The organism is Collinsella sp. TF10-11AT (assembly GCF_003437565.1).
Taxonomy (GTDB): domain Bacteria; phylum Actinomycetota; class Coriobacteriia; order Coriobacteriales; family Coriobacteriaceae; genus Collinsella.
In genome coordinates this window covers 69,985-82,179 of sequence record NZ_QSQW01000008.1, presented here as the reverse complement: position 1 = coordinate 82,179, position 12,195 = coordinate 69,985, and the positions used below count along the sequence as shown (strand labels likewise).

The window sequence follows — 12,195 nt, the reverse complement described above, 5'->3', positions numbered from 1 at the left end:
AAGGCGGCGCATTCTTTCATATCCACATTTGAGTGTATCAGCGAACCCAAGAGGTTGCGCAACGAATGGGCAAATACGAGGTACAAGCGGACCCATACACGTGATAAGCGGATGAAAAGCAGGTTTGTTGCACAACAAATGCATGAACGTGTGCCCAATTATGAGCACCCCGTGCGGCAGGCCGACGGGACATGCCGCGAAGCTGGCGCCGCCTAGATCGCGCGGCGGGCCTCGATAGCGCGGCCAAGCGTAAGCTCGTCGGCATACTCCAAGTCGCCGCCCACGGGAAGGCCGCTCGCCAGACGCGATACCTCAACGCCCAATGGCTTGATGGTGCGAGCAAGGTAGCTCGCCGTGGTCTCGCCCTCAATGTTGGGGTTGGTGGCGATAATGACCTCGTGGATGTCCTCGTGGCCCAGGCGCGCCAGCAGCTCGCGGATATGCAGCTGCTCGGGACCGATCTTGTCCATGGGGCTGATCACGCCGCCCAGCACATGGTACAGGCCATGGTAGCTGCCCGTGCGCTCGATTGCCTGGACGTCGCGCGGCTCGCCCACCACGCAAATGCGAGTGGTATCGCGCATAGGGTCCTGGCAGATGGAGCACTCGTCGGCCGTGGCGTAGTTAAAGCAACGGCTGCAAAAGTGGACCTCCTGCTTGACCTCCAGAATGGCCTCGGCCAAGCGGCGGGCCTCCTCGGCATCGGCCTCGAGCAGGTAATAGGCGATGCGCTGGGCCGACTTGGGACCAATGCCCGGCAGACGACCCAGCTCATCGAGCAGTTTTTGCAGACTGTGATTCGCACTCATATATATGCGTGTCTTAGAACGGCATGCCCGGGATGTTGAGGCCACCGGTGATGGCGCCCATCTGCTTGTTGGCGAGCTCGTTGACGCCGCGGACGGCCTCGTTGACGGCAGCCATGATCATGTCCTGCAGCATATCGACGTCCTCGGGGTCGAGGGCATCGGGATCGATGGTGAGGTTGACGAGCTCCATCTCGCCGTTAACGGTCACCTTGACCATACCGCCGCCGGCAGAGGCGTCGACGGTCTGGGACTTGAGGTTCTCCTGCGCGGCGGCAAGCTGCTCCTGCATCTTGCGAGCCTGCTTCATCATCTGCTGCATGTTCATACCGGCCATGATGGCTCCTTTACGTGCGGCCGCACGCCGAGCTGCAAGGGCAGCCGGAGCGCGGCGGGTCTTTCAAACTCGAAAATCGTACCACGGCGCGGGGCAAGCAAGCGGGGCGGACACGTTCCCTCAGTCGATATACATGTCCTTGAGCGTGACGATTTGCCAATCTTCGCGTGCGGCGAGCTTCTGTTTTGTCGCGGCGCTTACGTCATGCTTGCAAAACAGCATGAAATGAGAGGCGGTGAACCCTTTTACCACGCCTCGCTTACTTTCGAGGTCGTCAATCTCTGCCGACTCGTCAAACGATTCCCTGTATTTGCACTCCCCGATCACCAAACGCTTTGACACCCGATCGGCAGCTAAAACATCGATATCATCCTGAGCCCGTTTGTCGGGATTCGTTCCCCACCACGATGACACCGCCGTTGCCGGAATTGGCAACTTGCCCTGTTTCGCCTGCTCAACCAACCACTCGGCACACAACGCCTCAAACCGATGACCCAGGTATTCGTTCAGCTGCTCTTCTGGAAGCGCGTTGGCAACTGCCCGGCCCAAACCGGCCTCGATATCGGACGAATATGGCATGACGAACCGAAACCAAAACGCATAGCACGGCTCGGAAAGCCGGTAGATTCCGCGCTTGCTGGTTTCGACGCTCTCGCCAAACGGAACGACCTTTTCGATAATTCCCACCGATTCCAGCGCCTTGAGATAGCGGGGCAGCGTTGTCTGGGCAACGCCCGCGCGATCTGCGATCTGCTTTGCGCGGTTTGCACCGGCAGCCACAGCCCGCAAAATCGAGTTATACATTGCCGGCTCCTGAAACTCCTGACGAATCAAGCCCTCGGGCTCGCCATAGAGAAACCCCATGGGATCGAAGTAAAGCCGGGCCAGATTCTCCTTGAGTCCCATGCTCGAATCCAGCTGCTGCAGATAGTACGGGACGCCGCCAAAACAGCCGTAGAATGTAAAAGCCTCATGAGCGCTCAGGCCCGGAAGCATCTTGGCTGCATCTCTAAATCCAAGATCGCGCACCTTGATTTGGGCCGTGCGCCGGCCAAACAGGGGGCTTTTGCGTCCCAGCACATTGCTTTCCATAAAACCCTGATTGCTGCCGCAAAGAATGAGAAATGCGTTCGTTTCCCTGAAGGCCCGGTCGATGGCGACCTGGAAAATCGAGGGCAGTGCCTCGTTGCGCATCGCCGCATAGGGAAACTCGTCAAATACAAAGACAAACCGCTCGGTGCGCGCCCGGTCGGCGATGAAGGACAGCGCATCAGTCCAGGATGAGAACCCGCCAATCGATGTAGGGAGATTGAAAAAGCTGGCGATAGCGCGATTAAAATCCGCAAGGTTGTCGGCATCGCTTTGCTCGAGAGCGGTAAACGAGAGCGTCCTTTTACCGCGGCAGAACTCGTTAATCAGCGTCGTCTTTCCCACGCGTCGACGACCGTACACGACGGCCATCTGAAATGAACACTGCTCATACAGGGATTCGAGTTTTGCAAGCTCTGCTTCGCGTCCGACAAACATTATGCACCCCAGAATTATGCAAGATCGAATAATTCACACTTGCATAATATCTTAAGCTCAATCCAGTAGAACCGGAATCAGACAATATATCCGCACGGCTACATGCCGAGCCGCTGCTCGAGGCGGCACGCATGGCGGCTGGGTATAATTTGATTGTCATAAATGATGATGTGGAGGTGCCCCCGTGAATGTCCCAGCCGCACTGCAAAACATCCGCTCAAAACACCCCGTAATTTTTTTGTTTCTCTATCTCTTTGTCGGCTGGGCATTACTGGTCATCATCACCCATGCCATAGCTCTTGGAGCAGAACTGCTGGTAGCCAGCTCGGACCAGCCCGTCGTCAAATGGGAAGCGACCGATGAGTACGCCGACGGAACCCGAACCGTTTACTACAACAGCCCGTCCCTCTACCAAGAGTTCAAGGTCAAGATAAAGGGCTCCAAGATTGTCAATGCCGAGCCAGGCATCTATTCGGCAATCGGAGCAACCGTCAACGCCGAGCAAGTCGAGTACACAGACAGCCGTGCGACGTATCGTATCGACCTCAGCATCCTAGGCAGACCGTCACGTACCTGCCTGCTCGAATGCGATATACGCGGCACCACACTATACATGTCCGAAATACAGATGCGCCCGGACACAGAGCCCTCTTCTTGAGCAGTATACCCGCCTGCGCAGCTACTCCACCGGCTTGAAGATGGTGGACTGGCCAAAGACGTTGCGGATGAGGGCTTTGGCCTCATCCTCGGTCTGCGGGATACTCGGGGCTGCACCCTGATGGCCAAAGGGACTGCCGGCGCCGGGGTTGGACTCCCAAGGGGCTGCAGGAGCATCCTCCTCTTTGGGGGCAGTTGCAGCGGACTTGGGCGCGGGCGCCGCGGCCGACACGTCGAACGGGGGCAGATCGTCCCCGCCCGCATCGGCGGCAAAGCCAGCAACCATAGCGTCGTCGTAGGGCACCTGCTCGGATTCCCACGGTGCAGACGGCGCAGCGGGCTGAGCCTTGGGAGCAGACGCGCGCTCGGGCGCACGGGGTGCGGGCTCGGTCGGGAGCTTACCCGTGGCAGGAGCGCCGGCAGGGTTGTCGGAGCGCAGCCAGGGAGCCTTGCCCAGATCGGACGACTTGGACGCAGGCGCGACAGGCTTGGGCGCGGACGCCGGGGCAGCAGGCTTAAGCGTGGCGGGCTTAGGCGCCGACGGAGTCGGTGTCATCACCGGCGTCGCTTGCTGCTGCGGCGCGCTGGCACTCGAGGATACAGGGGCCGCCGAGGACACGGGTTGCGGGTCCGCAGATACCGCAGCCCGTGCAGATGGAGAATGCTCCTCATGTTGAGGAGCCGGCGTGCCACCCCCATCCAGGACATAGTCGACGGTGCGACGACCGAAGACCGCACTGACTGTCGGCAGGACCACCGACTGCGTGTCGGCGCGACCGAGCATCTTGATGGCAAAAGTCGAGCCCGCGGGGAACGAGACCGTGAGCTTGGAGCCATCGTCGGCGGTGGCTCGGGCGTTGAGCAAAAGCCCTGCATAGGAAGCCTGACGAGCCTTGACGCGCTCGACGACCTCGACCCATTTGCGCTGGAGCTCGCCGGCGTCCTCGACCGCGGGGGTCTCGGCAGCACCGGCGGCGGCAACCTGGGCGGCGTTGTTGGGCTTGGACACCGGCGCGGTCGATGCAGCAGGCGCGGGAGCCGGAGCCGCAACGGGTTGAGGTGCAGGCGTTACCGGTTTGGACGCGGGAGCCGGAGCCGTGGACCTGGGCGCAGGCTGGGCTGCTGGAACAGCAGTGCCGCGGTCCCAAGGCATGCCACCCTGATGCGCGGACGTAGCAGCGGGGGCAGTGGATGCCGCCGGAGCGGCAGCACGGGCGCCCGAAATGAGCGTCGGCTGCTGGGCAGCAACTGGTACGGATGCTGCAGGCGCGGCGGCCTGAGCAGCAGCCACGCTCGCCGGCACGGCGCCGTTGGCAACCATGGCCTCCAAGCGAGCCACGCGCTCAGCCAAAGCTTCAATCGTTAAATCGGCCTCGGGACGCGTCAGGCGGGTGCAGGCGATTTCGAGCACCAGGCGCACGTCGCTCGCACCCCTCATCTCCAAGGCGGCATCGTCGAGCACCGTCAGTACGCGGGCCAGACGGTCGGCAGGATGCTCGCCAAAGGCAGCGGCCTCGGCAGCAAGCGCCTCGGCCTGCTCGGCCCCGCCCTCAAACAGCTCGGCACGGGCACCGGCAACGCACGCCACGTACACGTCGCGCACGTGCGACACCAGGTCGCGCGTCAGCTCCAGCAGGTCATTGCCTTCCTCGACCTGCGCGCGAATCAGCCCATAGAGCTCGGCAACATCGCGATCGGCAATGGCGCGGGAAAACTCGCCCAGGATCTGGTCCGAAACCTCGCCCAAAAGCGAGCGGGCATCGTCCGCATGCACGGTGCCGTTGCCGAAGACGCTCAGCTGCTCCAGTGTGGAGAGCGCGTCGCGCATGCCGCCCTTGGCATGGCGTGCCACGATGGCAAGCGCCTCGTCATCGCAATCGAAGCCCTCCTGCTCGCACACGTATGCCAGGCGATGCTCGATATCCTCGTTACCGATGCGATGGAAATCGAAGCGCTGGCAGCGCGAGAGGATGGTCTCCAGAATCTTTTGCGGGTCGGTGGTGCACAGCACAAAGATCACGTGCGCCGGCGGCTCCTCGAGCGTCTTGAGTAGCGCGTTGAACGCCGCCGTCGTGAGCATGTGGACCTCGTCGATGATATAGATCTTGTACTTGCCACGCACCGGGGCAAAGTTAACGGAGTTGATGATCTCCTCGCGCACGTTGTCCACGCCGGTACGGCTTGCGGCATCGAGCTCGTAGACGTCTGGGTGGTTGCCCTCGGCGATGAGTTCGCACTCCTCGCAAGTACCGTCGGGCATGCAGCCGCTTGCACCCTCGGCGCACGCCGCCTCGGCATTGCGGCACAGCAGCGCCTTGGCCAGAATGCGCGCCATGGTGGTCTTGCCCGTGCCGCGCGGTCCGCAGAACAGGTAGGCGTGGGACAGGCGTCCCTCGGTGATGGCGTGCTCGAGCGTCGAGACGATATGCTGCTGGCCCACCACGGAGTCGAAGGTGAGCGGGCGATACTTTCGGTACAACGATTCCATGGGTGCTCCCCCGGGTATACTGAGTCTTGTTGCCGCGGCGGCCATGCGGTCGCACGGCATACTGCATTCCATAATAACCCGTACGGCGAGTCCGCCGCGATAGGAGTCCAAAGAGCATGGCACACGCAGAGAGCAGCCTCGTTCCCTCCGAAGCAGCCGACCAGGTCGAGGTCGCGCTCGAGACGCAGGCAGCGGTCGATGACGGCATTCTGTACCTCAACGAGTATCAGTACGAAAACGACCTCGTCACCGACTTTGCGCGCCTGGTCGCCTCGCCCAGGCGCCGTGGCTCGCTGTATGTCGCCGCCGCCATTGCCGCGCTGCTTGGCATTGGCATGCTGGTGGCTGGCGGCAACTGGATCAAGTTCGGCGTCGTGCTGATCGTATTCGGCGCCTTTTTGGCCTGGTGGAGCAAAAATCTGCACCATACGCTCGCGCGCGACTTTATCGATGCCGTCGAGGCCGACGAGTCCATGGGCGGCCGCTATCGCCGCGTCGCCGCCAACGAGGACGGCCTGATGGTCTGGGGCAAGAGTGGCAAGTCGCAGTTCTTCCCGTTTGAGAAGCTCGACCACGTGCTCGACGGCGAGCGCATCTTTGTGGCCATGTTCGCCGACCAGGGCGTGACGATTCCTAAGGACACCTTTGTGCGTGGCGACGCCGAGCAGTTTGGCTCCTTCCTCAAGGCGCGCATCAACAAAAAACTCCGCATCGAGACCAAGAAGAAGAAAATGAAGGCCGAGAAGGCTGCCGCCGAGGCCAAGCAGAGCGACAAGCCCCAAGAGACCAAGGGCAAGCAGCGCAAGCAGAAGAAGAACAAGAAGAAGCGGTAGGCCAGCCGACACCGAAGACGCCTCGCCCCGCATCATTCCGGGCCAGGGCGCCTGGGATCGAGCGCGGGTGCCGCCGATGGACCCATTTTGCCTAGCTCTTGAGCTATTTCACTTCAAACCTTAAGAGCCTTCGCTCCGGCAGATCGGTCATCTTCATCGTATAAGTCCCAGGAAAAGCCTTCTCAAAACGGACGGTCTCGTAATCTTCAAAGTAATCGTTGGTGTTTTGCATCATAAATGGGACAAGCAACTCGTTTTCCGCTCCAACCTGCACGGCAAATGCTGCAAATCCGTCTAAAGCCGGCATTGCCTGCGCTATCAGATCGGTATTGACCATAAAGTCATAGTTTGGCGCGTGCTCCGGTACCAAATGCCAAACATACGTCTTGATGCCGCCTTCGACATTGTCCTTATTCCTGACACGCATCTTTACGGCGATAACACATGTGGTGTCGGCGTCCTTCAATTTTGTTTTCGTATCCACGATGCCATATTTTGAATAATCATCATGCGCACGCTTGAGATACTCGCGCGGCGTGAGCAGCTCCGCCCCGTCTATACAAAACGAATACCCATCAGTCGCCACATCCTTCGACCCCAGAAACGCCCCATCCATCGAGAGCCATTCGCCCTCTGCATAGTATTTCTCAGGAATGACCGTCCGGTTCCCGTTAACGACGCTCACCCTCATGCCCGCAAGGCCAGTAACAGCACAGCCGAAAAGCGCAAGCGCCGACCTTCTCGTCCACAGGGCCTTCTTCATCGCGCTCACGACCTTTCCCGAACGTTCACAACGGCACCGTCGCGCATGCAGTAAACCCGATCGGCCAGCTCCTCGAGCACTTCCCCGTCATGGCTGGACAGAAGGACCTCACGGCCCGCTGATGCCGCCATCGCCACAACGCGCTTGAGCATTTCAACGCCCGCTTCGTCGAGAGCATTCGTTGGCTCATCAAGAACAAGCAGCTTCGGCTTTTCCATAATTGCCGCAGCTATTCCCAGGCGCTGTTTCATGCCGAGGGAATATTTTCGATACTTCTTCTTATCGTCATCATCAAGCCCCACGAGCCGCAGAGCAGAACGGATATCCTCATCGGTAGCGACACCTTTGATCTTGGCAATGAGATCCAAGTTGTCATAGCCAGACAGGTAGCCCATAAAAGAAGGCGTTTCGATCAGCATTCCCAAGCTTGGCGGAAACGAGATATCCATCCCGAGCCTTTGCCCATCGATAACAATTTCGCCCTTAGTTGGTTTAATAAGTCCGCAGACCGCTCGCATGAGCATGGTCTTGCCCGAACCGTTTATCCCCTGAAGCCCAACCACAGTCCCAGGTTCAACCTCGATGGACACGTTACGCAGAACATCGTTTTTGCCCATGCGCTTCGATACGTCCCTAACGATCACGCTCATATCTTGTCCCCCTTTTCGATAAGGTCGGCCCTTCGAAACCACAGTCCGCCCAACGATAGGCATAACGACATAATCACAATTGAAAACAAGCCGCTCGAGCCCGCCGCGATTCCCTCTTTGACAATTCCACCCCAGCGCAACAGCATCAAGGCGTTACCCAATAGTGCCCAATGTCGTGCATATGCCGAGCAGATCAGGTAGCTCATTAAAACCACAAACGAGACTGACGGCCCAAGCACAAACCCAACCGCTGCCTGCGCAAACGCAAGCGCCTCAAAAGCAAAAAAGAGTCCTACGAAAAACGGCAGCGCATCTGCCTCGCCAGCTTTGAGAAACCACGGCGCCAAATTAGCCAGCTGAAGCGACTCACCATGAATGACCGCGCTGAACGAGGCGCTCACCATCAAGCTCCAAATCACAACAGAGCAAACCACCACGAGCAGCGAAAATGCCGTTACCGCCGCCACCAAGATAAAACGCGAGACCCACCAAAGGGTTCTTGCCCGACATCGAACAAGCGCTTGCAAACCAAACCCGTGTAACGATTCGGTCGGATAATCGAGTGTTGTATAGAGAATAAGCAGAATGAGAAAAAGCCATCCTAGCGGAGGCACAAACATGACCCCGGGCCTAGGCTCAAACGGAGCAGATCCGGCAAACACGAGCGCAAGATTATCCGCAAACCCCAAGGTATCCGTTCTAACCCCATACACAGAAGACAATCCATAGGCGTATACCAAGTTCGCAACGGTCACTGCCGCAATTGCAATAAAAGTAAGGATGTTCTTCTTCAAAACGGTCCTCAGGTCCGCGGCGACCAGCCTAAACAGCATCAGACCACCTCGCGTCTTTTTAAGAATCTCGCGGAAATCAAAGAAAAGACGAACAGCAAAATGATTTCTGCAAACCCCGCTCGGATGTCGGGCCAGTTATTTAGCGATTCCGACCTGATGCTGTTAAGAATGTTGCAGTTAAAGCCAACGCATGAAAGGACGCGAAAAATCCAGTCGTTAACAAAATGCCATGCAACCATAATCAGATATGGAACGACCATCGCCTTGATTCTGCTGCGAAACACAACCGACAGACCGGTCACGGCCATGGATAGAACCCCCAACGTCACCGCATCGAACAGCGTATAAACCAGCACGTATAACAGAGGCCGGGAATAAAACAGACCAGAAAAATAGCTATGCATATAGAGCCCGACGTAAGTCGATTCGTCGACTCGGGGGAGATACGCGGGAAACAGCATGGAGACAATCAGAAAGTTCACGAGTAGCGGAATAGCCGTGACCGCAAACGCAGAGAGGAAAGCAGACAGCATCTTCACGTTCACGTATGCATTTCTAGAAACACGCGTGCAGATCTGTGCCTCGTAACCGCTCAAACGCTCGGACAGGCATGACCACGACCCGGCCAACATGGCAAGCAACGGCAGCGCATAGAAAAACACCGACGCTAACAACGGCGCGTTCGCGCTCACAACAATCCAGTTGCCAAAGCTACTTTCACGCGTTTGGCCGAGGTATGTCTGAGACTGCAGGCCAATGCCGTAGCCAAAAGATAACAGCTGCTTGCGTTCAGTCTCGAGCGTCCACCACGCCTCGATGGCAGCTGCCATCGAAATGGCAGTCGCCAAAATAAGAGCCAACGCAAATATATGGTTTCCAAATATCTTGGATAACTCGTGCCGTATTAGATTTCTATTCAAATGTCATCATCCTCCCATCGATGGGATGGGGCCGAGCAACAGTGCCCGGCCCTAATCAAAAGCGGTTAACAATGCGTCGACGCACGGCAACTTTTGCATGAATAGAGAAAGATGTCTGTAAACACCCGCTATTGAGTTGATTGCTCAGGCGTTTACACGTTATCTACCTGCGATAACAATGAAATAAGCTCCGCTTTATTCTTGATCCTCAACTGGCGGTAAGATGCAGACCGCAGTGCTTGCACCGTAGATGCAGCGTAACCGACATCCTCCGCAATAGCCTTTGTCGTTGCGCCCTCTGCCGTCATCAGCAAGATTTGCGACTGAACATCAGAAAGGGAGCGAGACATAAGCAGGGCCAGCTGGCGCACGCGGGCTGTTTCGGTGGACCCGTTCGCGCGGTACTCCAAGACGGCTTTCTCGTCCTCAACCGAGCGGGCGAGCGCGATGTGCGTGACGAATATGGGCACAGACCAGCAGACGATCACCGTTGCCACGACGACATTGACAGCCGAACTATGCCCCAACAACGACGCGAGGAACAACGGCTTGAAAACCGTCAGATCCTGCACCATGTTGAGCAAGACAACCCAAACAGGAGCCATCGCCCCAAAGCAGAGCATCCATACCCCAAGCATTTTGCGCTGCGGACAGCTTCGCAGCACTATATACGTGAGCAGCATCCCCGTCAGTACCGCAAGTCCATGAATTCGCCCCCTAGTTGCTGCATAGATTAAAGCGGATACACCTATTAACGCCAACGGCACGATAGCCCGAGTATGGGCATGAACCTTAAACGGGCGCAGCTTAACAGCGAGCGAAGCCATAGACGCTATGCCGCAAAACAGGACCGGTGCAGCCATCAACGGATCGCGTATGCACCTCCATGCCGCGATATAAACAAAAGACCATTCCACGGCAGACAGTATCGCCCACACGCACGGGCTTCCGAGCCCAATCGCCCCATCCGCTCCATCCGCTCCATCCGCTCCATCCAGATTGTCCCCGCGATTCGGTTTTCCACCCGCGCTGCACAGCGACAGAAACAGTCCGAGACCCAATGCATAGCTTGAGAGAGAAAAGGCGACAGCCCACGAAACACCGGACCCCCAATCGCTATCCGCCATTACCAAGGGGCCTGCCGCCAGGAGGATGAAAAATAATGTGAGCAGGTATCGAAACAGCCGGCGCGTTCGAGCTGATGACAACATATCGTCAGCATGTCGCTGCGGCGGCTCTTGCCCTACAGTATCACCCTCACCCGCAAACAACGCCACGAGCTCGCGTGAGCCCGCAACCGATGCCTTCCCGTATGCTCGGTGAAGCGTTGTTCGCACCGTCGATGGCTTCGTATCCGTCTCCTTGGCAATTTCCGCCGGCGTTTTCCCTTTGAGCAGCAATCGAACAAACTGCTCCTCTCGAGGCGACAGGGCAGGGGAAAACACCCCCGCATCGAATGGGTCGGACGCGCAGGCAACATCCGAATTGTTGTCCGGTTTCTCCCTTAGCAACGTGCACACGAAGGCAACAGCAATAGCGGACCCCATCGCAAGCAATGCAATGATCGCGGCATCGCTTGCGAAGTATGCCGCCTCAACAGCCGGAACAAGGCCAATAGGGACTGCCACGAGCACAGAACGGGCAAACACGTCGCTCTGCCCCCGGCCAAAGGCGCGAGGACAGCAAAGCGGCGAGGCCACAGCCAACACGAGATAGACCAGAGGAATTAAAAGCACAAGACCAATTGACGCGGCCGAAACAGAGGGCATCCCCCATGGCCCAGGAACAATTCTCCATGAAACTCGACAGCAAAACAGCAGGCAAGACAGGACGGCTATTGTTTCTGTAAAAATCGCGTCCTGCGGGTGACGAGTTTCTCTTTCGTCAGTTCCTGTCGCCCCCTGCGTCAAAGGAGAGCCCGCCGTATCCCAAATTACATATGAGAGGAGCAACGACCCAGCAAAGCACGAGGCGCACGAAACGCCATGCAACAGCCAGATAGGCGCAAACACGAATGGAATAGAATCTCCGCGAGCATAGAAGGCCAGGTCGGCCCATTCGGGAACCGTTGCAATAACACCGAGGAAAACACCGATGACGCCAAGGCACCCCGGCCGCCTTATTTCTCCCCCCTTGCGGAGCGCAGCACCATGAACAAACGCCGCAAGGCATGCGCCCAGGATAACGAGCCAGGTCATTGCACCTGATGCCAGGCCGATTGAAGATGAAAACCGGTGATAAGGGGTGACCGCCATTACGATAAGCGCAATGGCGCAGGCAGATGTAGCAGAACGGCGGGAAAAGAGCATATGGCCTCCATAGCGTGACATTATATCGCCCGGACCGCTCGTTTTCCTCGTCATCTGCCCGAGCGTGCTACACTAGCAGCATCTATGCCGCCGCGAATGGCTCGGGCCCGC

General features: G+C 58.0%; 11 protein-coding genes. 2 read left to right on the top strand and 9 right to left on the bottom strand.

Annotation, left to right across the window (positions count from 1 at the left end):
* Window positions 1-212: 212 nt before the first annotated feature.
* The 3 genes from recR to DXC99_RS06810 form a co-directional block, all read right to left on the bottom strand.
* Entirely contained in the window at window positions 213-809 is a 597-nt protein-coding gene (gene recR, locus DXC99_RS06820; protein WP_006235173.1) for a recombination mediator RecR, read from the bottom strand.
* Between the two features lie 13 nt (window positions 810-822).
* Window positions 823-1,143: a YbaB/EbfC family nucleoid-associated protein gene (locus DXC99_RS06815; RefSeq protein ID WP_006235174.1), complete on the bottom strand. Its 321-nt coding sequence runs from the start codon at window positions 1,141-1,143 to the stop codon at window positions 823-825.
* Between the two features lie 120 nt (window positions 1,144-1,263).
* Entirely contained in the window at window positions 1,264-2,670 is a 1,407-nt protein-coding gene (locus DXC99_RS06810; protein ID WP_117629711.1) for an ATP-binding protein, read from the bottom strand.
* A 184-nt stretch (window positions 2,671-2,854) separates the two neighbouring features.
* On the opposite strand from DXC99_RS06810, the gene DXC99_RS06805 reads away from it, so the two are divergent.
* Window positions 2,855-3,328 carry a hypothetical protein gene (locus DXC99_RS06805; RefSeq protein ID WP_117629710.1) on the top strand — a complete coding sequence of 158 codons (474 nt, stop codon included), beginning with the start codon at window positions 2,855-2,857 and terminating at the stop codon, window positions 3,326-3,328.
* Between the two features lie 21 nt (window positions 3,329-3,349).
* On the opposite strand, the gene dnaX is transcribed toward DXC99_RS06805, so the two are convergent.
* The gene (dnaX, locus tag DXC99_RS06800) at window positions 3,350-5,815 is read right to left on the bottom strand and encodes a DNA polymerase III subunit gamma/tau (protein WP_158551672.1); all 2,466 of its coding nucleotides are present in this window, start codon (window positions 5,813-5,815) and stop codon (window positions 3,350-3,352) included.
* 116 nt (window positions 5,816-5,931) lie between these two features.
* Between dnaX and DXC99_RS06795 the strand changes: the two genes are divergently transcribed.
* Window positions 5,932-6,648 carry a hypothetical protein gene (locus tag DXC99_RS06795; RefSeq protein ID WP_117629708.1) on the top strand — a complete coding sequence of 239 codons (717 nt, stop codon included), beginning with the start codon at window positions 5,932-5,934 and terminating at the stop codon, window positions 6,646-6,648.
* Between the two features lie 103 nt (window positions 6,649-6,751).
* Here the strand turns inward: DXC99_RS06795 and DXC99_RS06790 are convergent, their stop codons facing one another.
* The 5 genes from DXC99_RS06790 to DXC99_RS06770 all read right to left on the bottom strand — a co-directional run bounded on the left by DXC99_RS06790 (window position 6,752) and on the right by DXC99_RS06770 (window position 12,084).
* Window positions 6,752-7,411: a DUF5028 domain-containing protein gene (locus tag DXC99_RS06790; RefSeq protein WP_117629707.1), complete on the bottom strand. Its 660-nt coding sequence runs from the start codon at window positions 7,409-7,411 to the stop codon at window positions 6,752-6,754.
* 5 nt (window positions 7,412-7,416) lie between these two features.
* Window positions 7,417-8,061 (bottom strand): ABC transporter ATP-binding protein, encoded by a 645-nt coding sequence (locus DXC99_RS06785; protein ID WP_117629706.1) that lies wholly within the window; start codon window positions 8,059-8,061, stop codon window positions 7,417-7,419.
* Window positions 8,058-8,855, bottom strand: coding sequence for a hypothetical protein (locus tag DXC99_RS06780; protein WP_147329352.1), 798 nt, complete (start codon window positions 8,853-8,855; stop codon window positions 8,058-8,060). Before DXC99_RS06780 ends, DXC99_RS06785 begins: the two co-directional genes overlap by 4 nt.
* Window positions 8,856-8,893: 38 nt before the next feature.
* Window positions 8,894-9,685, bottom strand: coding sequence for a hypothetical protein (locus tag DXC99_RS06775; RefSeq protein WP_147329351.1), 792 nt, complete (start codon window positions 9,683-9,685; stop codon window positions 8,894-8,896).
* A gap of 242 nt (window positions 9,686-9,927) precedes the next feature.
* A complete protein-coding gene (locus DXC99_RS06770; protein ID WP_158551671.1) occupies window positions 9,928-12,084 on the bottom strand; it encodes a helix-turn-helix transcriptional regulator in 2,157 nt (718 codons plus the stop codon).
* Window positions 12,085-12,195: the final 111 nt, after the last annotated feature.

Excerpts from the sequence above, each read along its gene's own strand:
- DXC99_RS06775 (WP_147329351.1), bottom strand. The coding sequence starts at position 9,685 with ATGGCAGCTGCCATCGAGGCGTGGTGGACGCTCGAGACTGAACGCAAG.
- DXC99_RS06785 (WP_117629706.1), bottom strand. The coding sequence starts at position 8,061 with ATGAGCGTGATCGTTAGGGACGTATCGAAGCGCATGGGCAAAAACGAT.
- DXC99_RS06815 (WP_006235174.1), bottom strand. The coding sequence starts at position 1,143 with ATGGCCGGTATGAACATGCAGCAGATGATGAAGCAGGCTCGCAAGATG.
- DXC99_RS06810 (WP_117629711.1), bottom strand. The coding sequence starts at position 2,670 with ATGTTTGTCGGACGCGAAGCAGAGCTTGCAAAACTCGAATCCCTGTAT.
- DXC99_RS06790 (WP_117629707.1), bottom strand. The coding sequence starts at position 7,411 with ATGAAGAAGGCCCTGTGGACGAGAAGGTCGGCGCTTGCGCTTTTCGGC.
- recR (WP_006235173.1), bottom strand. The coding sequence starts at position 809 with ATGAGTGCGAATCACAGTCTGCAAAAACTGCTCGATGAGCTGGGTCGT.
- DXC99_RS06795 (WP_117629708.1), top strand. The coding sequence starts at position 5,932 with ATGGCACACGCAGAGAGCAGCCTCGTTCCCTCCGAAGCAGCCGACCAG.
- dnaX (WP_158551672.1), bottom strand. The coding sequence starts at position 5,815 with ATGGAATCGTTGTACCGAAAGTATCGCCCGCTCACCTTCGACTCCGTG.
- DXC99_RS06770 (WP_158551671.1), bottom strand. The coding sequence starts at position 12,084 with ATGCTCTTTTCCCGCCGTTCTGCTACATCTGCCTGCGCCATTGCGCTT.